Origin of the sequence: Thalassotalea sp. PS06, from assembly GCF_007197775.1 — a bacterium.
Taxonomy (GTDB): domain Bacteria; phylum Pseudomonadota; class Gammaproteobacteria; order Enterobacterales; family Alteromonadaceae; genus Thalassotalea_A.
The window spans coordinates 1,100,058-1,126,683 of record NZ_CP041638.1 but is presented as its reverse complement, the minus strand read 5'-3'; the positions used below and the strand labels follow the sequence as shown (position 1 = coordinate 1,126,683).

27 protein-coding genes are annotated in these 26,626 nt (G+C 45.0%); 7 read left to right on the top strand and 20 right to left on the bottom strand.

Going from position 1 to position 26,626, the window contains the following annotated elements:
• The first annotated feature begins 238 nt into the window (after window positions 1–238).
• The 5 genes from xseB to FNC98_RS04920 all read left to right on the top strand — a co-directional run bounded on the left by xseB (window position 239) and on the right by FNC98_RS04920 (window position 5,695).
• Complete coding sequence (gene xseB / locus FNC98_RS04940; protein WP_143580216.1) at window positions 239–487, top strand: exodeoxyribonuclease VII small subunit; 249 nt, start codon at window positions 239–241, stop codon at window positions 485–487.
• Window positions 487–1,377, top strand: coding sequence for a (2E,6E)-farnesyl diphosphate synthase (gene ispA, locus FNC98_RS04935; protein ID WP_143580215.1), 891 nt, complete (start codon window positions 487–489; stop codon window positions 1,375–1,377). The genes xseB and ispA overlap by 1 nt, the downstream gene beginning before the upstream one ends.
• Window positions 1,378–1,389: 12 nt before the next feature.
• Window positions 1,390–3,252 carry a 1-deoxy-D-xylulose-5-phosphate synthase gene (gene dxs / locus FNC98_RS04930; protein ID WP_143580214.1) on the top strand — a complete coding sequence of 621 codons (1,863 nt, stop codon included), beginning with the start codon at window positions 1,390–1,392 and terminating at the stop codon, window positions 3,250–3,252.
• 61 nt (window positions 3,253–3,313) lie between these two features.
• Window positions 3,314–4,258: a DUF808 domain-containing protein gene (locus tag FNC98_RS04925; RefSeq protein WP_143580213.1), complete on the top strand. Its 945-nt coding sequence runs from the start codon at window positions 3,314–3,316 to the stop codon at window positions 4,256–4,258.
• A 633-nt stretch (window positions 4,259–4,891) separates the two neighbouring features.
• Window positions 4,892–5,695: a vWA domain-containing protein gene (locus FNC98_RS04920; RefSeq protein ID WP_144035458.1), complete on the top strand. Its 804-nt coding sequence runs from the start codon at window positions 4,892–4,894 to the stop codon at window positions 5,693–5,695.
• A gap of 72 nt (window positions 5,696–5,767) precedes the next feature.
• Here the strand turns inward: FNC98_RS04920 and ribBA are convergent, their stop codons facing one another.
• From ribBA to trmJ, 14 genes are all read right to left on the bottom strand, one after another.
• Window positions 5,768–6,877: a bifunctional 3,4-dihydroxy-2-butanone-4-phosphate synthase/GTP cyclohydrolase II gene (gene ribBA, locus FNC98_RS04915; RefSeq protein WP_143580212.1), complete on the bottom strand. Its 1,110-nt coding sequence runs from the start codon at window positions 6,875–6,877 to the stop codon at window positions 5,768–5,770.
• 33 nt (window positions 6,878–6,910) lie between these two features.
• Window positions 6,911–7,570: a riboflavin synthase gene (locus FNC98_RS04910; protein ID WP_143580211.1), complete on the bottom strand. Its 660-nt coding sequence runs from the start codon at window positions 7,568–7,570 to the stop codon at window positions 6,911–6,913.
• Between the two features lie 12 nt (window positions 7,571–7,582).
• Window positions 7,583–8,713 (bottom strand): bifunctional diaminohydroxyphosphoribosylaminopyrimidine deaminase/5-amino-6-(5-phosphoribosylamino)uracil reductase RibD, encoded by a 1,131-nt coding sequence (ribD, locus tag FNC98_RS04905; protein WP_313904117.1) that lies wholly within the window; start codon window positions 8,711–8,713, stop codon window positions 7,583–7,585.
• A 39-nt stretch (window positions 8,714–8,752) separates the two neighbouring features.
• Complete coding sequence (nrdR, locus tag FNC98_RS04900; RefSeq protein WP_143580210.1) at window positions 8,753–9,214, bottom strand: transcriptional regulator NrdR; 462 nt, start codon at window positions 9,212–9,214, stop codon at window positions 8,753–8,755.
• A 117-nt stretch (window positions 9,215–9,331) separates the two neighbouring features.
• The gene (gene glyA / locus FNC98_RS04895; protein WP_143580209.1) at window positions 9,332–10,588 is read right to left on the bottom strand and encodes a serine hydroxymethyltransferase; all 1,257 of its coding nucleotides are present in this window, start codon (window positions 10,586–10,588) and stop codon (window positions 9,332–9,334) included.
• Window positions 10,589–10,729: 141 nt separating this feature from the next.
• Window positions 10,730–11,068 (bottom strand): ISC system 2Fe-2S type ferredoxin, encoded by a 339-nt coding sequence (gene fdx, locus FNC98_RS04890; RefSeq protein ID WP_143580208.1) that lies wholly within the window; start codon window positions 11,066–11,068, stop codon window positions 10,730–10,732.
• A gap of 2 nt (window positions 11,069–11,070) precedes the next feature.
• Window positions 11,071–12,933, bottom strand: coding sequence for a Fe-S protein assembly chaperone HscA (gene hscA, locus FNC98_RS04885; RefSeq protein ID WP_143580207.1), 1,863 nt, complete (start codon window positions 12,931–12,933; stop codon window positions 11,071–11,073).
• A gap of 16 nt (window positions 12,934–12,949) precedes the next feature.
• Window positions 12,950–13,477, bottom strand: a complete 528-nt coding sequence (gene hscB, locus FNC98_RS04880; RefSeq protein ID WP_143580206.1) for a co-chaperone HscB — start codon at window positions 13,475–13,477, stop codon at window positions 12,950–12,952.
• A 26-nt stretch (window positions 13,478–13,503) separates the two neighbouring features.
• The gene (gene iscA / locus FNC98_RS04875; protein ID WP_143580205.1) at window positions 13,504–13,827 is read right to left on the bottom strand and encodes an iron-sulfur cluster assembly protein IscA; all 324 of its coding nucleotides are present in this window, start codon (window positions 13,825–13,827) and stop codon (window positions 13,504–13,506) included.
• Window positions 13,828–13,843: 16 nt separating this feature from the next.
• Window positions 13,844–14,224, bottom strand: a complete 381-nt coding sequence (gene iscU / locus FNC98_RS04870; protein ID WP_143580204.1) for a Fe-S cluster assembly scaffold IscU — start codon at window positions 14,222–14,224, stop codon at window positions 13,844–13,846.
• A 25-nt stretch (window positions 14,225–14,249) separates the two neighbouring features.
• Window positions 14,250–15,464, bottom strand: a complete 1,215-nt coding sequence (locus FNC98_RS04865) for an IscS subfamily cysteine desulfurase (RefSeq protein WP_143580203.1) — start codon at window positions 15,462–15,464, stop codon at window positions 14,250–14,252.
• Window positions 15,465–15,492: 28 nt separating this feature from the next.
• A complete protein-coding gene (iscR, locus tag FNC98_RS04860; protein WP_143580202.1) occupies window positions 15,493–15,999 on the bottom strand; it encodes a Fe-S cluster assembly transcriptional regulator IscR in 507 nt (168 codons plus the stop codon).
• A gap of 169 nt (window positions 16,000–16,168) precedes the next feature.
• Window positions 16,169–16,978, bottom strand: coding sequence for a serine O-acetyltransferase (gene cysE / locus FNC98_RS04855; RefSeq protein ID WP_185968065.1), 810 nt, complete (start codon window positions 16,976–16,978; stop codon window positions 16,169–16,171).
• 27 nt (window positions 16,979–17,005) lie between these two features.
• A complete protein-coding gene (gene trmJ / locus FNC98_RS04850; RefSeq protein ID WP_143580200.1) occupies window positions 17,006–17,782 on the bottom strand; it encodes a tRNA (cytosine(32)/uridine(32)-2'-O)-methyltransferase TrmJ in 777 nt (258 codons plus the stop codon).
• 368 nt (window positions 17,783–18,150) lie between these two features.
• Between trmJ and suhB the strand changes: the two genes are divergently transcribed.
• Window positions 18,151–18,957 (top strand): inositol-1-monophosphatase, encoded by an 807-nt coding sequence (gene suhB / locus FNC98_RS04845; protein WP_143580199.1) that lies wholly within the window; start codon window positions 18,151–18,153, stop codon window positions 18,955–18,957.
• Window positions 18,958–19,035: 78 nt separating this feature from the next.
• Here suhB and FNC98_RS04840 read toward each other — a convergent pair whose 3' ends face one another.
• Entirely contained in the window at window positions 19,036–20,421 is a 1,386-nt protein-coding gene (locus FNC98_RS04840; RefSeq protein ID WP_260680471.1) for a M24 family metallopeptidase, read from the bottom strand.
• Between the two features lie 321 nt (window positions 20,422–20,742).
• Between FNC98_RS04840 and cobA the strand changes: the two genes are divergently transcribed.
• Window positions 20,743–21,585: a uroporphyrinogen-III C-methyltransferase gene (gene cobA, locus FNC98_RS04835; protein ID WP_221932919.1), complete on the top strand. Its 843-nt coding sequence runs from the start codon at window positions 20,743–20,745 to the stop codon at window positions 21,583–21,585.
• Here the strand turns inward: cobA and FNC98_RS04830 are convergent.
• From FNC98_RS04830 to tgt, 5 genes are all read right to left on the bottom strand, one after another.
• Window positions 21,582–21,938, bottom strand: coding sequence for a rhodanese-like domain-containing protein (locus FNC98_RS04830; RefSeq protein ID WP_143580197.1), 357 nt, complete (start codon window positions 21,936–21,938; stop codon window positions 21,582–21,584). The two genes, cobA and FNC98_RS04830, sit on opposite strands and share 4 nt — an antisense overlap.
• A 315-nt stretch (window positions 21,939–22,253) precedes the next feature.
• Entirely contained in the window at window positions 22,254–23,201 is a 948-nt protein-coding gene (gene secF / locus FNC98_RS04825) for a protein translocase subunit SecF (RefSeq protein WP_143580196.1), read from the bottom strand.
• A gap of 14 nt (window positions 23,202–23,215) precedes the next feature.
• A complete protein-coding gene (gene secD, locus FNC98_RS04820; RefSeq protein ID WP_143580195.1) occupies window positions 23,216–25,066 on the bottom strand; it encodes a protein translocase subunit SecD in 1,851 nt (616 codons plus the stop codon).
• Between the two features lie 10 nt (window positions 25,067–25,076).
• The gene (gene yajC / locus FNC98_RS04815; RefSeq protein ID WP_143580194.1) at window positions 25,077–25,409 is read right to left on the bottom strand and encodes a preprotein translocase subunit YajC; all 333 of its coding nucleotides are present in this window, start codon (window positions 25,407–25,409) and stop codon (window positions 25,077–25,079) included.
• A 46-nt stretch (window positions 25,410–25,455) separates the two neighbouring features.
• Window positions 25,456–26,595, bottom strand: a complete 1,140-nt coding sequence (gene tgt / locus FNC98_RS04810) for a tRNA guanosine(34) transglycosylase Tgt (protein WP_143580193.1) — start codon at window positions 26,593–26,595, stop codon at window positions 25,456–25,458.
• Window positions 26,596–26,626 lie beyond the last annotated feature (31 nt).

The window sequence follows — 26,626 nt, the reverse complement described above, 5'->3', positions numbered from 1 at the left end:
TAAGCTTTAAATCCCCGTATTATACACAACCGACTGATAATTGCCTGTGAAGATACACTTTTGCAAATGTTTAAGGAATGTTAACTAATGCAAAAAGGTATAAGTTTAACAACGCTCTACACTTCCACCTTATATCTTCCACCTCCCACCTTCCTAAATGCTATAACTTCCTCTTCATCGCTATACAGGTTAGAATGCCGAAAATCCGTAGAAAAGTTAGCAAAGTAACAGGATACCTATGGCCAAGAAGAAGCCGGAAAACTTAAGTTTCGAAGAGTCGATGACCGAGTTAGAAACCATCGTCGCTCAGCTGGAACAAGGGGATCTATCATTAGAAGATTCAATGAAACTATTCGAGCGAGGATTGGCGCTGAGTCAGCATAGTCAGCAAACGTTAGCCAAAGCGGAACAGAAAATTCAAATTTTGATGAGTAGCGACGAAGACGCTGATTTGCAGTCGTTTACGGATACGGAGTCCGATAGCTAGTGGCAACTTTAGCAAACCTGGATAGTTATCAGGCTCGCATTGATTCCTTCCTAAAACAGCAACTCGATCAACTTAAGGTTAATGATCCAACTTTACTGGCAGCGATGAATTATGGCCTGCTAATTGGCGGCAAACGGATGCGCCCTTTTCTTGCCTACACAACCGGTGAAATGTTGGGTGTAGCATTACCGGACATCGATGCGATTGCCGGGGCCCTGGAATGTATCCATGCATATTCGTTATTGCACGATGATTTGCCAGCCATGGATGATGATGATTTGCGCCGCGGACAACCAACCTGCCACCGTAAATTTGATGAAGCTACGGCTATTTTAGCCGGTGACAGTTTACAGACCCTGGCCTTTGAAATTTTATCCAACCACAAATTTATCGGCGTTAATGCTGGGCAACAGATCCAATTGGTGCGAAAACTCGCCTTCGCTTCTGGTTATCAGGGCATGTGCGGTGGTCAGGCGATGGATCTTGCCGCTACCGATAAAAGCGTTGAGCTAGAGCATTTAGAGCAAATACATCGATTAAAGACAGGTTGTTTGTTACAGGCTGCGATTTTAATGCCAGCGCTATGCGTTGAAGATATGGATCCGGCTCACATTGGATTACTTGAACAATATGCGGCTACAACAGGTCTTTTGTATCAGGTACATGACGATATTATTGATATCACCAGCAGCGAAGATATTCTTGGTAAACCTTCGGGGTCAGATATTGAAGCCAACAAATCGACTTACCCAGCCTTGTTGGGGCTTCAGGGGGCACGTCAAAAAGAGCAGGAGTTATATGCTAATTCGCTTCACGCTTTAGACGCTTTGCCCTACAATACACAGAATTTAGCGAATTTTTCCACGTTTATCATTGAACGTGACCATTAATTGAAAGAATCTATGACTATTGATCTAGAAAATTATCCTTTGTTAGCGCAAATTGATAAGCCACAACAATTGCGCGAGTTCCCCCAGGATCAGCTAAAGCAGATCAGTGATGAATTACGTGGATACTTACTTAATTCCGTGAGTAAAAGCAGTGGCCACTTTGCATCAGGCCTCGGCGCTATCGAATTAACCGTTGCCCTGCACTATGTGTACGACACGCCATTTGATCATTTAGTCTGGGACGTAGGTCATCAGGCATATCCCCATAAAATCCTTACTGGTCGTCGCGACCAACTTCATACCATTCGTCAAAAAGACGGATTACATCCGTTTCCCTGGCGAGAAGAAAGTGAGTATGACGTATTAAGCGTCGGACACTCATCGACATCAATTTCTGCGGCATTAGGTATGGCTGTTGCAGCGGAAAAAGAAGGGTTAAACCGTAAAACTGTCGCGGTAATAGGCGATGGTGCGATGACTGCAGGTATGGCGTTTGAAGCCCTAAACCATGGTGGTGATATCCACAAAGACCTGTTAGTTGTACTAAACGATAATGAAATGTCGATTTCTGAAAACGTGGGCGCGCTTAACAATCACCTGGCGAAATTATTATCAGGTAGTTTGTATACTGGCCTGCGTGAAGGTGGTAAACGCATTTTAGGATCCATTCCGCCGATAAAAGAATTGGCATCGAAAGCCGAAGAACACCTAAAGGGCATGGTAGTACCGAGCACCTTCTTTGAAGAGCTTGGCTTTAACTATATTGGACCGATTGATGGTCATGACGTTAACGGCCTGGTAGATACCATTCGCAATATGCGCAGCCTGAAAGGGCCGCAGATTCTGCATGTGGTTACTCGCAAGGGTAAAGGATATGAGCAGGCTGAGCAGGATCCTATTGGCTACCATGCAGTACCTAAATTTGATCCAGCCAGTAACTCATTACCAAAGAGCAAGCCAAGCCTACCGACCTACTCAAAGATATTTGGCGATTGGTTATGTGCAACCGCTGAGCAGGATGAAAAGCTCATGGCAATCACCCCAGCAATGCGCGAAGGCTCTGGCATGGTCGAGTTCAGTCAGCGTTTTCCGAATCAATACTTTGATGTAGCGATTGCCGAACAACATGCAGTAACCTTTGCAGCTGGCCTTGCTATTGGTGGTTACAACCCGGTAGTGGCCATTTACTCTAGCTTTTTACAGCGTGCCTACGATCAATTAATTCACGATGTGGCGATACAGAATCTGCCGGTACTATTTGCCATTGATCGTGCTGGTATTGTCGGTGCCGATGGCCCTACTCATCAGGGCGCTTTTGACTTGTCATTTATGCGCTGTATCCCGAACCTAGTCATTATGACGCCATCGGATGAAGCTGAGTGCCGTTTAATGCTCAACACCGGTCATCAACTGCAACGACCTGCAGCGGTTCGCTACCCTCGAGGCAGTGGCACAGGAGCTGAACTACCTGGTATCGATGAAACCATCGAAATTGGTAAAGCAAAAGACATTTTGCAGGGCGAAAAAGTGGCAATTCTATCCTTTGGCACTATGTTGGCCGAAGCCAAAAAAGTTGCCGAACAAATGAATGCAACCTTGGTTGATATGCGCTTTGTAAAACCATTGGATGAAGATAGAGTGCAGCAACTTGTCGATAATCACGATTATCTGGTAACCATTGAAGATAATGCTATCGCCGGTGGTGCCGGTTCAGCGGTAAATGAATATCTGCAGGCTAAGCGATTAACCACACCCGTGTTAAATATCGGAATTCCCGATGAGTTTATAAAACACGGAACCCAGCCTGAAATTCATCAGGAACTGGGAATCGATGCTCCTGGTATCAAAAGTCGAATCGACGCATTTATGAATTAATACTGAGCCCTTAAGCCAAAACTTAAGGGCTTTTTTTTGCAATGTAAAATGGAAACATATTATGGCAGGTTCAAGTCTGTTCGCCCTTATCGATAAAATTGCGGTAGCGCTGGATGACGTCGCCCTGATGACCAAAGTCGCGGCTAAGAAAACCGCTGGAGTGCTTGGCGACGACCTGGCGCTAAATGCGCAACAGGTAAGCGGAGTAAAGGCTGACAGAGAAATTCCTGTGGTTTGGGCGGTCGCCAAAGGCTCTTTCGTAAACAAGCTGATTTTAGTTCCTGCGGCCCTACTTCTTAGCGCTTTTCTGCCTTCCCTAATTACTCCATTACTCATAATCGGCGGGGCCTACCTTTGCTATGAAGGGGTAGAAAAAATCTATCATAACCTGCAGGGTGACCATGACGATGAACAGCACCAGAAAGATATTAACGCCCTGGTGGATGACAATATCGATTTGGTCGAGTATGAAAAAGACAAAATTAAAGGCGCGATCAGAACGGATTTTATCCTCTCGGCTGAAATCATCATTATTGCCTTGGGCACAGTTCAACACCGCGCGTTTATAGACCAGGCAACCGTTGTATCATTAATCGCGGTATTGATGACCATAGGGGTTTATGGGTTGGTTGCCGGTATCGTTAAAATTGACGATCTCGGGGTCTATTTGCTGCAGAATCCAAAATCTGGTTTTCGAGGGAAAGTCAGGGAGAAGGTTGGTAACGGTTTACTTAGCTTTGCACCAAAGCTAATGAAGAGCTTATCTTTTCTGGGCACCGCAGCCATGTTCTTAGTAGGTGGTGGTATTCTCGTGCACGGTATTGAATATTTTCATCACCTACAAGTTGCCGCCGAAAATGTCGTTAATAGCTGGCCAGCGCATAACTGGTATTCCTGGTTGGTCGGGCCAATATTCACCTTGGTTCTTGGGATGTTCCTCGGCTCAATCGTATTACTCTTAGTGAATATGTTTTCGAAACTGAAAGAAACAGTCCAGTCCTCTTAAACACAGGTAACTCCCAAATTCCTCTTACTTTCGCAATGCATATTAAAAGGATATTTATCATTATAATTTTGCAGTAACCTACCCAACAGTACTACCCTTCTGCCTATCCGAATTCCATTTAAAAAGAATTTTGTTAAACATCAAATCGAAAAGGCATGTGAAAGAATCTAGCAAATCAGAGACTATTTATTATTTGCAATAAAACAATATTGCCTCCCGGGTATCTGAATAATATTTATCCAGCCTTGACTCTATTTTAGATAGTAAAATTTTCTCCCTTTTTCAGAATTTAAATAAGCTAAAAAATATTTCGAAATCATTGCTAAATTAAACCCCGCACAGTCTAGTCATGTCACATATATAAACAGCACCTTTCAAACACAACTCACCAAACAACGCTAACCAACTGTATTTAAATAACTTTTAAATCTTGGCATCGAATTTGCCTTCACACAACTGCTCTGCGCGGAGTTCACTTACATTTCCATGCAATCATTATGATAAAGCTTTTGTAATTAGAGTTTAAGGACAAACGTTTTTAGTCACCAAGGTAGATAAATAGGTAAAAATTATGAAAATAAACCATTCTGGGTTGCATGAATAAACACAATAAATTCTTTGGAGGATATATTAATGTTAAAACGCCTAAAAATTTCATTTTTCCGAACTTGTATCGTGAGTTTAGCTTTCGTAATTTCCACGTTTCAAGTTCAAGCAGCGCAAATCAAATCAGACATAATTATGATCGTGGATGAATCTGGTTCAATGGGACCTGTTCAAGACAACCTGCGAGACAATATTGCATTATTTGCATCAATAATGAGTGCTGGAGGTATTGATGTTCGATTTGCGCTAGTCGGCTATGGAGCAAGTTTTGATCAAATCCGAACTGTCACGGACTTCACTGACGCCGCAGGTTTTGGAGCCGCAGCGGCGACATTAATCAGCTCTGGTTCAGATGAAGATGCGTATGATGCAATCGCTTATGCGTTGAATTCATACGGGCCGGAATCATCATCATTTTCTTTTAGAAATGACGCTGTCAAAAATGTGATAATTTTCACTGATGAGCCCGACGGAAATGGCGAATTAAACTTTTCGGATGCAGATTCGATACTTACAGCAAACAATGCCCTTTTCAATGCCGTGTTGAGTGGATTTCATACAATTTCTTCAATCGGCCCTCTAGCTGATAATCACGGAGGTTCAGTATTCGATTTAAATGGTCTGAATACGACAGATCAGTCGGTAGTACAAACATTCGTGACAAATTTTGCGAACGCTAAACTTCAAGAGACCATTGGTTTTTGCACAGCAAACCCACAGGATCCTGCTTGTAGAAATTCAGATACTCCTAACCCAACTGTTCCAGAACCTACCTCATTATTATTATTCGGTTTAGCAGGACTTGCTCTCAAATTTCGAAGAATCTTCTAGATTTACAACTAAACCGCTATAAACAACTTAGTGGCCAGCCCGTCATTTTAGTGATAGGCTGGCTTTAATCAACTAGTCGTGAATATATTCGACGATTTCTAATCCAAAACCGGATAGTGAGTGGTACTTGGTTTGTGAGCTTAACAGGCGCATTTTACTCACGCCCAGATTGGCAAGAATTTGTGAACCAACACCAACATTGCGAGAGCCAACGTGCTTGGTCACTTCTTTCACATCTTCACCAGCATCCTGCAAGGCAAACTTCTTGACCTGTTGAATCAGGGACTGCGGCGTCTGGTGCTTGCCTAGCAAAACCAACACACCGCCCTCTTTGGCTATTTTCTGCAGCGCACTGGCAATAGGCCAGGAGGTGACGTTACCGCGCTGACAGTACAATAAATCTTTAAAGGTATTTTCCAGATGAACTCGAACCAGAGTTGGCTCTTCTGGCTTGATATCCCCTTTGATTAACGCAAAATGGCTTTGGCCGTCGATAGTATCAGTAAATGCCACTAAATCGAATTCACCAAAAGCGGTTGGGAATTTACACTCGCTAACCCGCTGAATCGTGGTTTCGGTAGCATTGCGATATTCAATCAAATCGGCAATGGTACCAATTTTCAGATCGTGTTTTTTGGCAATCACTTCCAAATCATTACGACGCGCCATGGTGCCATCTTCATTAAGAATTTCAACGATGACCGCCGCTGGCTCTAACCCGGCCAGGCGCGCTAAATCGACACCCGCTTCGGTATGTCCGGCGCGGTTTAATACACCACCGTCTTTGGCGACTAAGGGGAAAATATGACCCGGTTGCACAATGGACGTGTGGTCGGCATCTTTAGCCACTGCCGCTAAAATGGTAGTGGCACGATCCGATGCAGAAATCCCGGTAGTAACGCCACTTGCCGCTTCGATAGAAACGGTAAAGTTAGTGGTAAACTGCGCTTCGTTGTTGTCCACCATCAATGGCAGCTTTAATTGTTGACAACGGCTTTTGCTCATTGGCATACAGATTAGTCCGCGGCCATGTGTTGCCATAAAGTTGATCGCCTCTGGCGTCACTTTTTCTGCTGCCATGATAAAGTCGCCTTCATTTTCGCGATCTTCATCGTCCATCAGGATAACCATTTTGCCTAGGGCAATATCTTCGATTAGTTCCTGGGGAGTATTAAATTTCATAGTTACCTCGGGCTTACATCCCATAATGCTTAATCAGGCTTTGATAAAGCCACTTTTTCGTAATAATGATTCACTAACGCCAGAATCGGTAGTGCCTTGCTTTTGACACTGGAGCAGGCGCTCGACGTAGCGGGCAACCACATCGACCTCTAGATTGACTTCCTGACCAAGAGTATATGTCTCAATAATGGTCTCAGCACGAGTATGAGGCACTATGGTCAGTCGGAATTTATCATCGTCAACACTGTTAACCGTCAGGCTAATGCCATCTATTGTCACTGAGCCTTTTTCAGCAATATAGCCTTTTAACGAGTCATCGACCTGTAACCAGTATTCCCAGGCATTACCACGCTCGGTAATCGCGGTAATAGTAGCAATACCATCAACATGGCCACTAACAATATGGCCACCAAATCTAGACGTTGCTAACATGGCTTTTTCCAGATTAACCCGCTGTCCGGTTTGGTAGTTACCAAAGCCGGTGCGCTCCAGGGTCTCAATCGACACATCGGCGACAAAGCTGGCATTGGTAAAAGACACGACGGTCAGACAAATACCATTGGTGGCAATGGAGTCGCCCAGTTGCACATCACTCATGTCCAGGCTCTGAGTATCTATCTCAATTCTGGCACCTGTTGACTGGCGTTGAATCGCTTTAATTCGTCCAGTCGCTTCAATGATTCCGGTAAACATAATTTTGCTTTCTTATTGCTTGTTAAAACTGGCGCGAATGCGAATATCCGCACCAATTTTACGAATATCGTTAATGGCAAGATGCTGTGCCTGAGCCAGTTTTTCAACCCCAGGTAACGCCAATAAGCTAATTGCTTCAGCGCCCATCAATTTTGGCGCCTGATATAACCATAGCTCATCCACTAATTGCGCCTGAATAAATGCCGATGCCAGCTTACCACCGGCCTCAACTAGCAGATTGTTGACGCCATGTGATGCGAGCTGTTCAAGCATCTTCGCTAAATCAACTTTGCCATTTGCCGCTGCATCTACCTCAACAACGCTTACGTTATCTTGCCATGTTGGCTCTTGCTGAGTTTTTCCGTTAATACGAATCAGGATAATCGGCGACGGCTCATTAAATAAGGCAAGATCGGGATGCAATCGGTATTGGCTATCGATCACGATACGAATGGGTTGACGAAAATATTCCGTCTTTATCGCTTGCTGGGCAAAGCCTAATTGCTGATAGCGAACGGTTAATCTGGCATCGTCGGTAATCACCGTATCGGCCCCGGAAATAACGGCGCAACTTCTGGCACGTAATCGTTGCACATCTTCACGAGACTCTGCTGAGGTGATCCACTTACTCTCTCCGCTTTTCATGGCGATTTTGCCATCCAGAGAGCTGGCGAGTTTACAGATAACCCGAGGTATTCCGGTTTCCATACGTTTAATGAAACCAACATTGACTTGTCTGGCAGAGGCTTCAAGCAAGCCAACTTTGGTTTTAATACCGGCCTCTTCGAGCATGCGGATGCCTCGTCCACTTACCTGCGGATTTGGATCCTGCATGGCAATAACAACTTCTTTGACGCCGGCTTCAATCAAAGCCTTAGAACAAGGAGGTGTGCGACCGAAATGACTACAAGGTTCAAGAGTAACGTAGGCTGTGCTTTGAGAGGCATTACTGCCAGCGATTGCCAGCGCGTTTACTTCAGCATGACCAAGGCCCGCCTTTTGATGCCAGCCTTCACCGACAACGGTACCATCTTTAACCAGCACGCAACCAACCATAGGATTTGGAGAGGTGGTATATTCACCTTTTTTTGCCAACTCAATGGCCCGCTGCATGTATTGGTAATCGTTGTTGCTAAAGTTCAAAACGTAACCTGGTTCAAACGTTAATTAAAAAGGATGGGGTTATGAATCGCCGTTACTACCAAGGCGAGCAATCTCTTCGCCGAATTCACGGATATCTTCAAAAGAGCGATAAACCGAAGCAAAGCGAACATAGGCAACTTTATCGAGCTTTTTCAACTCTTCCATAATGATATTACCTAACATTTCTGAAGAGACTTCTCGCTCTCCCGTTGCCCGCAGCTGTGACATTACATGGTTAATCGAGCCTTCAGTTTGTTCGATACTAACAGGTCGCTTTTCTAATGCCCTGAGTAGGCCACTGCGTAATTTTTCTTCATTAAACGGCTCTCGCGAACCATCACGCTTAATGATGCGCGGCATCACCAGCTCTGCGGTTTCAAAGGTAGTAAAGCGCTCCGAACAGTGTAAGCACTGGCGTCGACGGCGTATCTGATGGCCATCGGCAACTAATCGAGAATCGATTACCTTAGTATCGTTGGCAGAGCAAAACGGGCAATGCATAGACTTCCTCGTAATCTTATTAATAGGCAAAAAAAATGGCCGCTAAGGGCGACCATTTTAATCGAAACATCAACAGATTGCGATGTCTTCGTAACCAGTAAGGTTAATTTAAATCAATTAAGCGTAAACCGGGAATTTAGCACAAAGTGCTTTAACTTTTTCCTGAACGTCACTGATAGTGTTTTCATTACTGATATCATCAAGGATGTCACAAATCCAACCAGTAAGGTCACGAGTTTCTGCTTCACCGAAACCACGACGAGTGATCGCCGGCGTACCCAGGCGAAGGCCTGAAGTTACAAACGGAGAACGCGGATCATTTGGAACAGAGTTTTTGTTCACTGTGATGTGTGCTTTACCTAAAGCGGCATCGGCATCTTTACCGGTGATATCTTTATCAATCAGGTCAAGAAGCAATAAGTGGTTTTCAGTACCATTAGAAACAACTTTGTAACCACGTTCCTGGAGAACCGCTACCATGGTTTTGGCGTTATCTAATACTTTCTGCTGGTAATCTTTAAATTCTGGCTCTAATGCTTCTTTGAAAGCTACCGCTTTAGCAGCAATAACGTGCATCAAAGGACCACCCTGACCACCAGGGAATACCGCGCTGTTAAGTTTCTTGTAGATGGTTTCGTCATCACAACCAGAAATAATTAAACCACCACGAGGACCAGCAAGAGTTTTGTGAGTTGTGGTTGTTACAACGTGTGCGTGAGGTACTGGGTTAGGATAAAGACCCGCAGCAACAAGACCGGCAACGTGAGCCATATCCACCATGAAATAGGCGCCAACTTTATCAGCAATTTCACGCATGCGCGCCCAGTCAACGATACCAGAGTATGCAGAGAAACCACCGATAATCATTTCCGGCTTGTGCTCAAGCGCTAAACGCTCTACTTCTTGGTAATCAATTTCGCCCGTTTCAGGGTGCAGACCGTATTGGATGGCTTCGTATAACTTACCAGAGAAGTTTACGTGAGAACCGTGAGTTAAGTGACCACCGTGAGCAAGGCTCATGCCTAATACTTTTGCCCCCGGCGTTACTAGCGCCTGGAACACTGCCGCATTTGCCTGAGAACCGGCGTGTGGCTGAACGTTTGCATAGGTTGCGCCAAATAGTTCACAAGCACGCTCAATCGCTAATTGCTCAGCCTTATCAACGTACTCACAACCACCGTAATAACGCTTACCCGGGTAACCTTCGGCGTATTTGTTGGTTAGCTGTGAACCTTGTGCTTCAAGAACACGTGGGCTGGTGTAGTTTTCAGATGCGATCAATTCGATATGCTGTTCCTGACGAACAACTTCATCAGACATTGCCTGGTACAATTCAGGATCAAAATCAGCGATATTCATATCACGAGTGAGCATGGCTATTCCTCTGTATTAAAGGTGAATTCTGAGCGTGCAGATTAATTATTAGGCCGCTATTTTGCCTGAACAACGTCAGGATGTATAGCGGCTATTATTGATTGGTAAATAAAATTTAATTAAATTTTATTTACGCCAGAACTAGTGGTTTTCGCTAACCATATTTAGGGTGTATTTGGGGATTTCTACCACCAGATCTTCGTCGGCAATCACCGCCTGGCAACCGAGGCGGGACTCAGGATCTAAGCCCCAGGCTTTATCCAGCATATCATCTTCTAATTCATCACTTTCTTCTAACGAATCGAAACCTTCACGGATGATCACGTGACAGGTAGTACAGGCACAGGATTTCTCACAAGCGTGCTCAATATCAATATCGTTCTTTAAAGCAACATCCAGTACCGTCTGACCTGTGTCACCTTCAAGAACCGCCCCTTCCGGGCATAGCTCTTCGTGAGGAAGAAAAATAATTTTTGGCATGATTAAACCTCGTCTACCGAATGCCCTGCCAGCGCGGTCTTAATGGAAGAATCCATCCGGCGCTCAGCAAAGTTCGCTGTAATTGTATCAACCTCTTTTATCGCCTGCTCAATAGCAGAAATCTCAGAAGTCTGACTGATTTTCGTTAATTCATTAATGGCATTTTCTATCTCTGCCCGCTCTTCTGCCGACAGCAACTTATTGCCATCTTGAGCCAATGCGGCTTCGACGCCTTCAACAACGCGCGAGGCCTCAACCTGTTGCTCTTTCAGCATCCGCGCCTGAATATCATCTTTGGCGTGGGTGACACTTTCCTGCAACATTTTAATGATGTCGCCTTCTTCTAAGCCAAATGATGGCTTAACCTGGATTGATGCTTCCACACCCGTGGATTTTTCCATGGCGCTGACGCTAAGCAAGCCATCAGCATCAACGTTAAAGGTGACGCGAATATGGGCAGCACCTGCCGCCATCGCCGGAATGCCGCGCAATTCAAAACGCGCCAGAGAGCGACAATCTTCTACAAGTTCACGCTCACCCTGCAGCACGTGTACCGCCATCGCCGTCTGACCATCTTTAAAGGTGGTGAACTCCTGTGCTTTCGCCACAGGGATCGTGGAATTTCTTGGAATGACTTTCTCGACCAGGCCACCCATGGTTTCAAGGCCCAGAGATAATGGCGTTACATCTAGCAGTAACATTTCACTATCAGGCTTGTTACCCGCTAATACATCGGCCTGAATAGCGGCACCGATAGCAACAACTTTGTCCGGGTCAATAGAGGTAAGTGGCTGACGTTTAAAGTACTGACCAACCTGTTCGCGCACCAGTGGTACACGAGTGGAACCACCAACCATCACTACTTCGTTAACCTCAGAAACGCTAACGTTGGCATCTTTTAACGCACGACGACAAGCTCGTAAGGTCTTGCTTACCAACGGCGAAATCAGCTCATTAAGCTGTTCTTTACTTAACGTCAGGCTGTGGCTTGTCCCCTGATTATCAAGATTGATTTTAATAATTTCATTTGCCGATAATGCTTCTTTGGCGTTACAGGCCTGTTCCAATAGCTGACGTTCAAGTTGCGGCGATAAAGGACGTTGCAGGTTAAATTCAGCAACCAGGTAATCGACAACAGCATTATCAAAATCATCACCACCAAGAGCAGAATCACCGCCGGTGGAGAGTACTTCGAAAATCCCTTTGTTCAAGCGCAGGATAGAAATATCAAAAGTACCGCCGCCTAAATCATAGACCGCAATAACCCCTTCCTGACCGGAATCAAGACCATAAGCGACCGCCGCGGCCGTCGGCTCGTTCAATAAACGAAGTACATTTACGCCTGCTAATGTGGCCGCATCTTTTGTGCTTTGACGCTGGGCATCATCGAAATAAGCGGGCACGGTAATTACCACGCCTTCAAGCTCGCCGCCTAACGCCTGCTTAGCGCGTTCGACCAGACTTGATAATACCTGTGCAGAAACTTGAACCGGGTTAATATCACCAGCAATGGTGTTGATGCTTGGATGCGCTTCATCGCCACTGAAGGTATAGGGTAAATTAGGATATTTTTGTTGAATGTCTGCTAGCGAGCGACCGATTAAGCGTTTCGCTGAAACTATGGTGTTTTCTGGATCCAGAACCGCAAGTGCCTTGGCAGCATCACCAACTAAAATAGCGTCTTTCTGGTAATTGACGATTGAAGGAAGAATATCTTTGCCTTCAGAATCCGGTAAGGTTTTAGGTAGACCACTTTGGACACTGGCAACCAGTGAGTTGGTGGTACCTAAGTCGATACCCGCAGCCAGTCGATGTTGATGAGGAACCGTACTTTGTCCCGGTTCGGCAATTTGTAATAACGCCATAAACTTTTCTTAATGATTAATCGTCGAATAGCGCATCTTCGATGCGTTCGAGCTCAATGTATAATTTGTGGTAAAACTTGAGTTTTCGAAGTGTTTCACCTGCATGCAGGTTTTCCGCCTCACTGTGGGCATTAACCTGCTGTTCGAATTCCTGCCACAGTTGACCAGCCTGAATATCCAGACTCTCCTGGGCTGACATCAACGCCGCATCAACATCCTTGGCGAACTTTATTTCCGCCAGCATTTCCCTCAGCTCCATTTGCACCATTAAAAAGCTGACATCCTGAAACGAGGATTGCTCACTTGGCAACTGTGAACCTCTTTGCAGTAATAGGTATTCACCGCGTCTTATGGGATCTTTGAGGGTATCGTATGCGTCATTGATTTGCGCAGACTTTTGCACCGCAAGCATTTGTTCCTGACTTGACGAATGTGCAAAACGGTCCGGGTGGACCGTTTTTTGTAATGCCTGGTATGTGGTTGCTAGCGAGGTTAAATCAATCGAAAAATCGGCCTCTAAACCAAATAATTCAAAATAATTCAATAGGGGTCACCGTAGGTTGGGTCAGTTTATACGTTAAAGCTTTCGCCACAACCACACTCGCCTTTAGCGTTCGGGTTGGTAAACTGGAAACCTTCGTTTAAGCCTTCTTTGACAAAATCCAGCTCTGTACCATCCAGATAAGCCAGAGACTTGCTGTCGATGATGATATTCACATCATCGACCTCAAAGACTTCATCATCAGCGTTAAGCTCATCAACGAACTCAAGCACGTAGGCAAGACCAGAACAACCGGTGGTTTTGATACCCAAACGCAGTCCAATCCCTTTGCCACGATTAGCCATAAAAGATTTGACGCGTTCAGACGCCGCCGCCGTCATAGTTACAGCCATGATTTACTCCGAATTACTATTTATTTTTCGCGCGATAGTCGTCGATGGCAGCTTTGATTGCATCTTCCGCCAGAATTGAACAGTGAATTTTCACTGGTGGCAATGCTAGCTCTTCAGCAATCGCAGTATTCTTGATTTCTGCGGCTTCATCAATGGACTTGCCTTTCACCCATTCAGTAACCAATGAGCTGGAAGCGATTGCAGAACCACAACCGTAGGTTTTGAACTTGGCATCTTCGATAATGCCCTGCTCGTCAATTTTAAGTTGTAACTTCATCACGTCACCACAAGCCGGTGCGCCAACCATACCAGTGGCAACCTGAGGATCGTTTTTATCGAACGAACCTACGTTGCGTGGATTTTCATAATGATCGATAACTTTTTCGCTGTAAGCCATAATTAACCCCTTTCAGACACTAAACTTAGTGTGCTACCCACTCTACTTTGTCTAAATCTACACCGTCCTGGAACATTTCCCACAAAGGTGACATATCACGTAAATGTGTGATCGCCTTGCGAATTAGCTCAATGGCATAATCCACTTCTTCAACTGTAGTGAAACGTCCAAAACTAAAACGAATTGAACTGTGTGCCATCTCATCATTCAGGCCTAAAGCACGAAGCACATAAGATGGTTCTAAACTTGCTGATGTACAGGCGGAACCAGAAGATACCGCTAAGTCTTTCAAAGACATGATCAGCGACTCACCTTCAACGAAGTTAAAACTTACGTTCAAGTTGCCTGGATAACGTTGATTAAAATCACCGTTAACAAAAACTTGTTCTAAATCTTTGATGCCAGCCATCAAACGGTCACGCATTGCCGTTACGTGTTCAAGGTCCTGCTGCATCTCTTCTTTAGCGATGCGACACGCTTCACCCATACCGACGATTTGGTGAGTAGGCAAAGTACCACTGCGCATGCCACGCTCATGACCACCACCGTGCATTTGCGCTTCAAGGCGAATACGCGGCTTGCGACGAACGTATAGTGCGCCAATACCTTTCGGGCCGTACATTTTGTGAGCTGAAAACGACATCAAATCAACTTTCATTTCCTGTAAGTCGATTGGAATTTTGCCAGCACTTTGCGCCGCATCAACGTGGAAGACAATCTTACGAGAGCGACATAATTCACCAATCGCTGCGATGTCCTGGATGACGCCAATCTCGTTATTCACATGCATAATGCTAACGACCACAGTGTCATCTCGCATTGCAGCTTCGAGTTTCGCAAGATCAACAAGACCGTTGGATTCTGGATCGAGATAGGTTACTTCAAAACCCTGACGTTCTAGTTCACGACAGGTATCAAGAACCGCTTTGTGCTCAGTCTTACAGGTAATGATGTGTTTACCTTTCTTCTGATAAAAACGAGCCGCACCTTTGATAGCCAGGTTGTTTGACTCTGTGGCACCGGAAGTAAATACGATTTCGCGAGGATCCGCATTGATAAGATCAGCAATTTGATTACGAGCGATGTCTACCGCTTCTTCCGCTTGCCAACCGAATTTGTGAGAGCGACTCGCCGGATTACCATAGGTACCGTCGGTCGTTAAGAATTCCATCATTTTTTCAGCAACGCGCTTATCAACAGGCGTGGTTGCCGAGTAATCAAGATAAATTGGTAATTTCATTAATTTATTGCCTCTAATAACGATGGCGTTACCATTCGCTAATAATACTTCTGGTTGAAATCAAGGTGCCGACTTGCTTGTCTTCGCCATGCATTGCATGTTCGAGATCCTGTCGTTGAGCTACTTTCTGAACATCCCCTTGATTCACCAACTCGGACAAGGTGATGCTACTTAAAAAATCGGCGATTCTATTGCTCAGGTCGCTCCACAGATTGTGGGTAAGACATTGATGTCCGCCCTGGCAGTTGCCTTTGCCTAAACATTTCGTCGCATCGACGCTTTCATCAACCGCGTTAATAACATCGGCAATGGCAATTTCGGCGCTACATCGACCGAGGCGGTAACCACCACCAGGCCCCCTGACGCTGCATACTAAACCGTGTTTACGCAACCGCGAAAATAACTGCTCAAGATACGACAAGGAGATGCCCTGCCTCTCGGAGATATCTGCCAAAGGAACGGGCCCTTGTTCAGCATGAATGGCTACATCAAGCATGGCTGTTACCGCATAGCGGCCTTTGGAAGTTAATTTCATCGTGTTACCTTTGAATCGCTGCAACGTGCTCGAACAATTGATAGCGCCCGAATTTACCGTGGAAAATTAAGCGTTAGCGCGAGCTTTGCAGCGCGCATTTTACTTATCCTAGTAAAATAGTCAACTAAATACCCTAGTATTTTACTCAGGTATTTAGCTTACGGTCAAATTAAATTTTTGGATCAAAGGATTCCTGAGCGGATTTTCGACGTTCGGCGGCGGCTTTTTCATCCTCGCTAAACTCACGGATGTGCAACGGTGGTAATTGATCTTCACTGACTTTACCGCCAACATTATTCACCGCAACGGTAACTTCCTGAAGCTTGCTGTCGAGTAATTGTACGTGATCGAGCAAACGACCGATGGCCTTGGCTACCGGGTCTGGATTGTCACTGGAAACCGCATAAGCATCAAATCCATACTTTTTCGCCATTTCCTGACGTTGCTGCTGCTCTGGATCATTGGTACTGACTATGCGGCCTGGTATTCCGACAACGGTAGCCCCTTCAGGAACGTCTTTTACGACTACAGCGTTTGAGCCAATGCGAGCACCGGCTCCGACATTAAGTGGTCCAAGTACTTTAGCGCCGGCACCGATGACGACATTATTGCCTAGTGTTGGATGGCGTTTACCAGCATTCCAGCTGGTCCCACCTAAGGTAACACCGTGATAAACGGTACAGTCGTCACCAATTTCTGCGGTTTCACCAATAACAATGCCCATCCCGTGGTCGATGAAGAATCGGCGACCAATAGTGGCACCCGGGTGGATTTCAACCCCGGTGAACCAGCGAAACAGGGTTGATAGAAACCGAGCCAACCAGCGGAGTTTATGTTCCCAAAGCCATTTCGTCAGACAGTGTCCCCAAATAGCGTGTAAACCGGGATAATTGAATAAAACCTCAAATGCATTGCGTGCCGCCGGGTCGCGGTCGAATACACTATTGATATCTTCTTTTATTCGCTCAAACATAAACATTCCTGAAACCGACTCTATTTCGGCCTATTAATCCTTTTTGGCTGTCGCTACCGTTTTATCAATGGATGCGAGAATGCCTCTTAACATTTTTAATTCTTTGCCATCCGGGCGAGCACGATTGAACAGGCGACGGACTTTAGTCATGATCATGCCCGGGTGCTTGGGAACAATAAAACCTGTGCCTTGTAAAGACTTTTCAAAGTGCTGGTAAAAACGTTCAGTTTCTTCCACCAATGGGTATTGCTCTTCACCCTCTTCTGAAGCGGTTTCGCTAACCGTTTCTTCAGAGCCGTTTTGACCGCGCGACTTTTCCAGATCTTCAAGATAGTTCATGCGAACTTCATAACTTAATGTCTGTACCGCCATTGCCAGATTAAGTGAGCTATATTCCGGGTTGGCCGGAATCGCTACATGATAATGGCAAAGTTGTAACTCTTCATTGGTCAGGCCACTACTTTCACGACCAAAGACCAGAGCTACCGGATATTGCTTTCCTTCCTGCACCATTTTTTCGCCGCAACTGCGCGGCTCCAACATTGGCCAGGGTAAGGTACGAGAGCGTGCACTGGTGCCAACCACAAGTCCGCAATCAAAAATGGCTTCCTCCAACGTTGATACCACAGTAGCATTCGCCAACACATCGGTAGCACCCGCAGCCAAAGCCTGTGCCTGGCCATTTGGCATTTCAATCGGATCAACAAGAACCAGGTTTTTAAGCCCCATGGTTTTCATTGCTCGCGCAGCTGAGCCCATATTTCGGCAATCAGAGGTGTTTACTAACACAATTTTTACGTTTTCTAACATAGATGTAATCTAAATTTTTGCGATGTTCAAATTTGCCGGCAATAGTATCATAAACCACGGATAGAATAAGGTTTTTAACGCAATACCAGATAGCATAATTCAGCGAGCATTATTCTATCGATACTGGTCAATTTCACTAATAATAGTTCGCTCTTGTTAATCAGATACAGATATAAGCAAAATTCCAGCATCTGCAATCGTAGATTTAGGCAAGCAACAGTAACTTAAACTATAGTTTTGCCAGTCAGGTAAATTCCTATCCATTAGGAATTCTCCACTACCAAACAGTTTTATTCGCAACCGCAGATGCTTTCTGGTATGATGCGCGCCGCTTAAAATTGTTCTTTTAAAAATTGGGGTAGTCATCTATGCATCCGATGCTAAATATCGCTGTGCGCGCGGCGCGCAGTGCCGGTAACGTTATATCTCGCGCTTTTGAACAACTTGATAAAGTTGAAATAGAAGCCAAAGGCAGCAACGATTTCGTTACTAATATTGATAAACAAGCTGAAACTATTATTAAAGATATCATTCTCAAGTCTTATCCAGATCATGCCATCATTGGTGAAGAGAGCGGATTAACGGCTGGTAAAGATAGTGATTATCAGTGGATTATTGACCCTCTGGATGGCACCACCAATTTTGTCCGCGGCATTCCACACTTTGCCGTATCGATTGCCTTAAAAGTTAAAGGTAAATTAGATCAAGCCGTTATTTACGATCCGATTCGCGGTGAATTATTCACTGCCAGTCGTGGTAAAGGCGCACAATTAAATAATGTTCGTATCCGTGTTAAAGGCGGTAAGGAACTTTCTGGCAGCATCTTAGCTACCGGTTTTCCATTCAAGCAAAAACACAACACCGAAGCCTACTTCGCAATGTTCACTGATCTATTCGCTAAGACTGCCGATATTCGTCGTGCTGGTAGTGCCGCGCTGGATTTAGCCTATGTTGCTGCAGGTCGGATGGATGGTTACTGGGAGTTAGGCCTCAAACCTTGGGATACCGCAGCTGGTGAGCTATTGGTTATTGAAGCAGGTGGACTGGTTACTGACTTTGTTGGCGGTCATCAACACGGTAACAGCGGCAACATTGTGGCAGCCAACCCTCGTTTGATTAAAGAAATTCTTACCGATATTCGCCCTCACCTTACCCCGGCGATGAAGGCTAAATAAAATAACTTAAACTGCCTGAATGTTTTAGGCGGTTTGTTAACTCAAAAAAAGGGAACCTCTTGGTTCCCTTTTTTATTTTCATTTCACTAGTATCAAGGTTTCCTGCCTTGGATATAAATATTCAACCTTGTCGCCATCAAACCAGGCATCTTCTTCCAACATAATGCGAATATCGCGCTGCCATTCGGGGATTGGCGTTGTCACATTCAGTTCAATAGCATAAGCGGTATTGGCATGTAATGGCCATTCGCCAGAGCCCTTCAAAAATTTCTGATTGTCCCACATGCCGATACTGGTGCCGGCATTGTGACCAAAAGGTCCGATTGGGTGGGAATATATGGTTGGTTTTAAACCCGCTTCTATGGCCTTTGCACGGGTCATTTTCAATAACGTATTACCATCAATACCGACCTTAAAATTGTCGGTAAGCAAGGTTTGCAATTGGTTTCCTTGCTTTAACGCTAAACGCAAGCCCTGCGGTGCGTTATCTTCTTCCGGTTGCAATACATAGGCATGCTGCTGAATATCGGTATTGAGCCTTAAATAGCTGATGCCAAAATCAACGTGGAGTAAATCTCCGTGTTTGATAACCTGACTTTTATCGGCAATGTCTTTGCGTTGAATCGAAACACTCGGTTGAAACCAGGTCTGCAACCCCAGATCCCTTACCTGTTGTCTGAGCCACCAGACAAGATCTTTAGTTTCAGTTTGTCCGACACGAATCACCTTAGTTGAAAAAGCGTCATTGATAAGCGCTTTGGTCAACCCAACAAGCTTTCGATAAATATCAATTTCATCTGAGGTTCTGGTCTCTAACCAGGAAACAGCAAGCGGCTCTGCGGAAATGACTCTTTGCTTGTATATGTTATCCAAATTTTCTAATAACAAGGATTTATCCGTTGCCACCAGACCATCGGCAAGACCGACATTTATCGACTCATTCACGGCAATAGTCTTAACCTGATACTTTTCAATCAGCGCCGTTAAGGCTTGGTATTGGTTAGCGTACTTTTCCATATCCCAGACATTTTGATAAAACTCGCCAACATCATAACGACCCAATGAAAGGGTCAACACCCGGTTATCTTCTGCCTTTTCGCGGATAAACACCAACATGGTGCGGCGCCGGGCATTTAACCAATCCGCTGGTAACAGGGTTTTTAAAATCGGATCTTCATTATACTCGCGGGAAATAATGAGCCACATATCGATATTTTCCCTGGCCATCAACCCGGGTAAAACCGTATCTAAACGTTGTTGTAGTAACTCATCCTGACGAACTGCCTGTTGCTTAACACTAAGCACTAAATCAGCAGCGATGTTGTCGATGCTGGAATGATTATCCGAAGCTTTTGCGGTGACGCTGACGAGAAGCGACAAACTTACCGCCATGATTAACCCGGAAATAAAACCTGTTATTGGTTTCACCGAACAATCGTCATTGATCAATTTACGCTGGTGCATAGAGGTTTCCTTGACCGTGCACAACATCATTAAGGTTCTGTTTGCAAGGTTCGTTATTATTTTGACCGATTTTATCCTTACGTGTTTTTCATCCAAGCGCAAGTACCAACAGGGCTAATTCGGTAAAAGCACAGCGTTCCTCGATAATCACTCGTTTATTGCCGCAATGCTGGCCGTTGGGAGACCTAAAAAGACATGACAATGCACCTCATAGATAACCAAACGGAATATAAAATAGAAATTAAATCGTTAGTGGTTATTAAAAACACGGTTAAACTAAGCATTAACTATGTATTAAGATAAACTACCGTGATAACGACTATGCAACTTCCAGCATCAAAATCTGTATTTAAACCGGGCGAAATCGCATTGATTGGCGCAGGGCCCGGCGATGCTGAGTTATTAACGATAAAAGCGTTACGTTTTTTGCAACAGGCTGACGTTGTTGTATACGATCGATTGGTATCTAAAGATATCCTCGACTTAATGCCGGTAAGCACTCGCCGCATTTATGTTGGTAAAGAATTAAACCGCCATAGTGTTCCGCAGGATAAAATCAATGAAACCCTGGTCAATCTCGCCAATCAGCAACTTAAAGTTGTGCGGTTAAAAGGTGGCGATAGTTTTATTTTCGGGCGAGGTTCGGAAGAGCTAAATTATTTGCTTGAGCATCAGTTAAGCGCTCATGTGATCCCTGGCATTACCGCCGCGTCAGGTTGCACAACCTACGCAGGTATTCCGCTAACCCATCGCGGTGTTGCTCACAGCTGCAGTTTTATTACCGGCCACTTTTCAAAAAATGGCGAGCTCATCCTTCCTTGGGACAACTATGTCGATGCCGGACAAACCCTGGTGTTTTACATGGGCATTAAAAGCTCAGGTGTCATTGCTGAGCAACTGATCAAACATGGACGTGCGGCAACAACACCGGCGGCGATCATTCAAAGTGGTACTCAAAAAGGACAAAGAGTCTGGCGCACAACCTTGCAGGACTTGCCACAACTGATTGACTCCGAGCAGGTAAAATCACCAAGCTTATTGGTCATTGGCGATGTGGTAAATGCGGTGCAATCGGGTGTTGAACCCGATGCCAAAGAAAACGGCGCCATCACCGAAATACCTGCTTACTTTGCCGCAGCTGCCGCCTTGGAAAAAACCGGTTAATCCTGCTGCCAGCCAGCATCGACGCCAGCTTTGTAACCGCCAATCAGCGAATATACCCGGGTATATCCCATGATCTGCAGGTTATGTGCAGCCAGTATTGAGCGATACCCTCCTCCACAGTAAAGCACTATTTTGGTATCGAAGTCTGGATAGAGCTTTTCGATATCCCGTTCGATGATGCCACGTCCCAAGTGTTTTGCTCCTTGTAAACACCCCTGTTGGTATTCATGATCTTCCCTTACATCAATAAATTCATAAGGGCCTTGCAGTTGCGCTAGCTGTTCCAGGGTCATTTCACAAACCTGATCCTGGACACCTTTTACCAACGCCAGAAATTTTGGAGAATGTTCCATATGTTGAATTACCTAATACCAATCCATTAAATTATTGCTTACTCAGTGAGATTTTAAAGACTTTTAGACAAGGCTTTGATTGCATAGAGAATGGTTATACCAATCACATTAAATTATTGCTCACTCAGTGATATTTTAAAGACTTTTAGACAAGGCTTTGATTGCAGAGAATGGTTATTCCGCTCTCAAAATTAGCCAAAATCAGTAATGCAACACAAACGCCTTTAAGATTTAAAAGTGATTCTAGCCTAAGGTATAAACAAAGAAACCACCTATAAGGTGGTTTCTTTCATTTAAAGCACTTAATGGTCGAGCTTAAGGCATAAACTCTTCCTGATCAGCACCTTCTTTTTCGATAACTTCTGGGATCAGGTCTTCTTTCGAAATACCCAAGCCCAGAGCTACGGTGCTGGCAACATAAATTGATGAGTAGGTACCAACAAAGATACCGAACAACAATGCGGTTGCAAAACCATGGATCAGCGCACCACCTTTAAAGAACAGGGCGAGCAATACTAAGAAGGTCGTTAATGATGTGATTAACGTACGGCTTAGCGTTTGCGTCAGTGAAATATTGATCACTTCTTCTGGCGTACCTTTACGGATTTTTCGGAAGTTCTCACGAATACGGTCGGATACTACGATGGTATCGTTGAGTGAATAACCGATAACCGCAAGGATCGCCGCCAGAACCGTCAAATCAAACTCTAACTGTAAGAAAGAGAACAAGCCAAGCGTTAAGATAACATCATGGGCAAGTGCGGCGACGGAGCCCAGAGCGAATCGCCATTCGAATCGGAAGGCAACGTAGATCAAGATACAAATCAATGCCGTTAGCATCGCAAGGCCGCCCTGCTCCGTTAGCTCTTCACCAACATTGGCGCCAACAAATTCGATACGGCGCATTTCGACATTCTGGCTGGTTCCGTCTTTCAATAAAGAAAGAATTTCGTTACCCAGCATTTCTGCTTTCACGTTTTCGCGTTGGCCTAAACGAATTAATACGTCATTGGCACTACCAAAAAGCTGAACAACGGCATCTTCATGACCACCCTGTTCCATGATTTGGCGAATCTCACCTAAATTTGCAGGCTGTTCAAAGCCAACCTCAATCAGCGTACCGCCAGTAAAATCCAAGCCGAGATTCAGCTTATTTGTCGCCAGCGATGCGATTGACGCAATGATAAGTACCAGGCTGAATATCACCGCAGGCTTGCGGAATGACATGAAGGCCACGGTGTCTTTAAGTTTTAATAATTGCATAATTCTCACCTGACCTATATCGATAACTTATCGAGTTTCTTGCCACCCCAGATGGCGTTAACCACTGCACGGGTACCGATTATCGAGGTAAACATTGACGTTACGATACCGATAGATAGAGTAACAGCGAAACCTTTGATTGGACCTGTACCGACTGCAAACAAAATAATTGCGGCAATCAATGTTGTGATATTGGCATCAAAAATGGTCGAGAATGCTGCATCATATCCGCGATGGATAGATTGCTGAACACTTTGCCCGTCGCGAAGTTCCTCGCGTATCCGTTCAAATATCAGAACATTGGCATCAACCGCCATACCTACGGTCAAAACGATACCTGCCATACCTGGTAAGGTAAGTGTCGCACCAGGAATCAGTGACATAATACCAACGATAAGGATTAGGTTAGCTGCCAGCGCAAGGTTGGCGACCACACCAAACTTACGGTAGTAGATCATCATAAAGGCAAGAACCAAGGCAAAGCCCCACATAATGGCTTGCAGACCTAACTGAACATTTTCAGCACCCAATGATGGACCAACGGTGCGCTCTTCAACGATAGCAATTGGCGCAATCAAAGCACCTGCACGAAGAAGTAATGCCAAATTATGAGCAGACGCCGGACTTCTCTCACCGGTGATCTGGAAGCTGCGTCCAAGACGAGATTGAATGGTAGCAACAGAGATAACTTCCATTTCCTTTCTGAACTTCAGGCTGCCATCTGGGTTTTTCTCTCCCGTTGCCACACTTTCGATAAATACCGTCGCCATTGGCTTACCAACATTGCCGCGGGTTCCACGTGACATTTTGTCACCACCAGTAGCATCCAAGTCCACAAATACCGCAGGCTGCTGGGTTTGTTGATCTCGGCCTGAGTTAGCACCAACAATATGCTCACCAGTTAAGATTGCACGTTTCTTCAGTAGCACTGGCTGGTTGTTTTTATCATTAACAACAAAGGAGCCCGGAGGCACACGACCATTAGCGGCTGATATCGGATCGCCTTGCTGATCTACCATGTGGAAACTCAGGGTTGCCGTTGCACCAAGGATTTCCTTAGCCTTTGCGGTATCCTGAACACCAGGTAATTCAACAACGATGTGCTTTTGTCCCTGGCGCTGAACCAAAGGTTCTGCAACACCTAGCTCATTCACACGATTACGGATGATAGTAATGTTTTGTGAGATTGCATTTTCACGGGTTTCTTTGATTTTCTGGTCTGACATAGTGACTTTCAAAGTCAGGCTGTCTTCGTCATCAACGAACACATATCCCGGATCAATGCGTTTTAAAATAGTCTCAGCTTGCTCTAAATCTTCAATGCTTCGCAATTCCACTTCCACACCATTGCCAACTTCGGCAACGCGCTTATAACGAATCTTCTCTTCACGAAGTTTGGCTTTGAAGGTGTCTGACATGTTGAGCTTGGCACGGTCCATTGCGGTTTTCATATCGACTTCCATCAGGAAGTGAACACCACCGGACAAATCAAGACCAAGTTTCATTGGTACCGCACCCAAGTTATCAAGCCATTCTGGCGTTGCCGGTGTCAGGTTTAATGCAACGGAATATTGATCGCCCAATACTGGAATGAGCTTTTCTTGGGCTTTTTTCTGATTTTCGTAATCTTCGAAGCGAATTAAAATCTGGCCATCTTCGAGGACAACGCTACTGAATTTAATGCTCTGTTTATCAAGTTCGCTTCTGACGGTATCTAACGTCGATGCAGAAACCTCAAGACCACGTTTCCCGGAAATCTGCACAGCATGATCTTCACCGTAATAGTTTGGCAGCGCGTAAAGCGCACCAAACATCAGGATGAAAACCACCATCAAGGATTTCCATAATGGATATTTATTTATCACGAGTCTGTCCTTACAGTGACTTCATAGTTCCCTTAGGAAGTACGGCGGTAACTGCTGCTTTTTGCACGGTAACTTCAGTACCTTCAGCAATCGCGACAACGATGAAGTCTTTCTCATCGCTAACTTTTACGATTTTACCGACAACGCCACCCTGAGTTAGCACTTCGTCGTTTTTCGCCAATGCAGACATTAAATTCTTGTGCTCTTTTACACGCTTAGCTTGAGGACGGTAGATCATGAAATAAAAAATCAAACCAAATACCGCCAGCATGATCAGCATTTCAAATCCGCCACTTTGCTGTGGTTGTTGTGCTGCATAAGCTTTACTAATAAAAAAATCCATAACTTCCTCTTTTTACAATGTTTACCTTGCGGTAATTTATTTTCAATTATTCTTCATTACTGCCTGAATTCGGTTCCAGCGGTGGAACGTCCATACCACGCAAGGCATAGAACTCAGCGACAAAGTCGTCTAATTTACCTTGCTCAATGGCATCACGCAAACCCTGCATGACTCGCTGATAAAATCTCAGGTTATGCATGGTGTTTAATTGCGCTCCCAAAATCTCATTACATTTGTCTAAGTGATGTAAATAAGCTTTTGAATAATTCTTACAGGTATAGCAATCACATTCTGGATCCAAAGGCCCGGTATCTGTTTTGTGCTTGGCGTTACGAATTTTCACCACGCCATTAGTTACAAACAGGTGACCGTTGCGGGCGTTTCGTGTTGGCATCACACAATCAAACATGTCAATGCCGCGGCGCACGCCTTCTACCAGGTCTTCAGGTTTCCCTACTCCCATTAGATATCGGGGCTTTTCTTTGGGGATCAAGTCCGGGGTGTGATCAAGAATTTTTATCATCTCTTCCTTCGGCTCACCAACAGATAAACCACCGATGGCGTAACCGTCAAAATCGATATCAAGCAGGCCCTGTGCAGAGATTTCTCGTAAATCTTCATACATGCCCCCCTGAACAATACCAAACAGGGCTGAAGGGTTGTCACCGTGAGCATCTTTAGAACGCTTTGCCCAGCGTAAAGACAACTCCATCGACGCTTTCGCTTCTTCATGGGTTGCCGGATACGGTGTGCATTCATCAAAGATCATTACAATATCGCTGCCAAGGCTGCGTTGAACTTCCATCGAACGCTCTGGGGTAAGCATGATTTTTTCACCATTTACCGGCGAGCGAAATTCAACACCTTTCTCGGTGATTTTACGCATCTCCCCCAGGCTAAATACCTGGAAGCCACCGGAGTCGGTCAGAATTGGCTTATGCCAGTTCATAAAGTCGTGAAGGTCACCATGCTGCTCGATAATCTCGGTACCTGGACGCAACATTAAGTGAAAAGTATTACCTAATAAGATGTGAGCACCGGTAGCTTCGACTTCATCTGTCGTCATACCCTTTACGGTGCCATAGGTACCTACTGGCATAAAAGCTGGCGTTTCAACCACGCCACGATCGAAAATCAAACGGCCACGACGGGCTTTGCCGTCCTGATTAATTAATTCGTACTTCATCTTTTTTCCTCGCCTAGCAGCGAAACAGGCC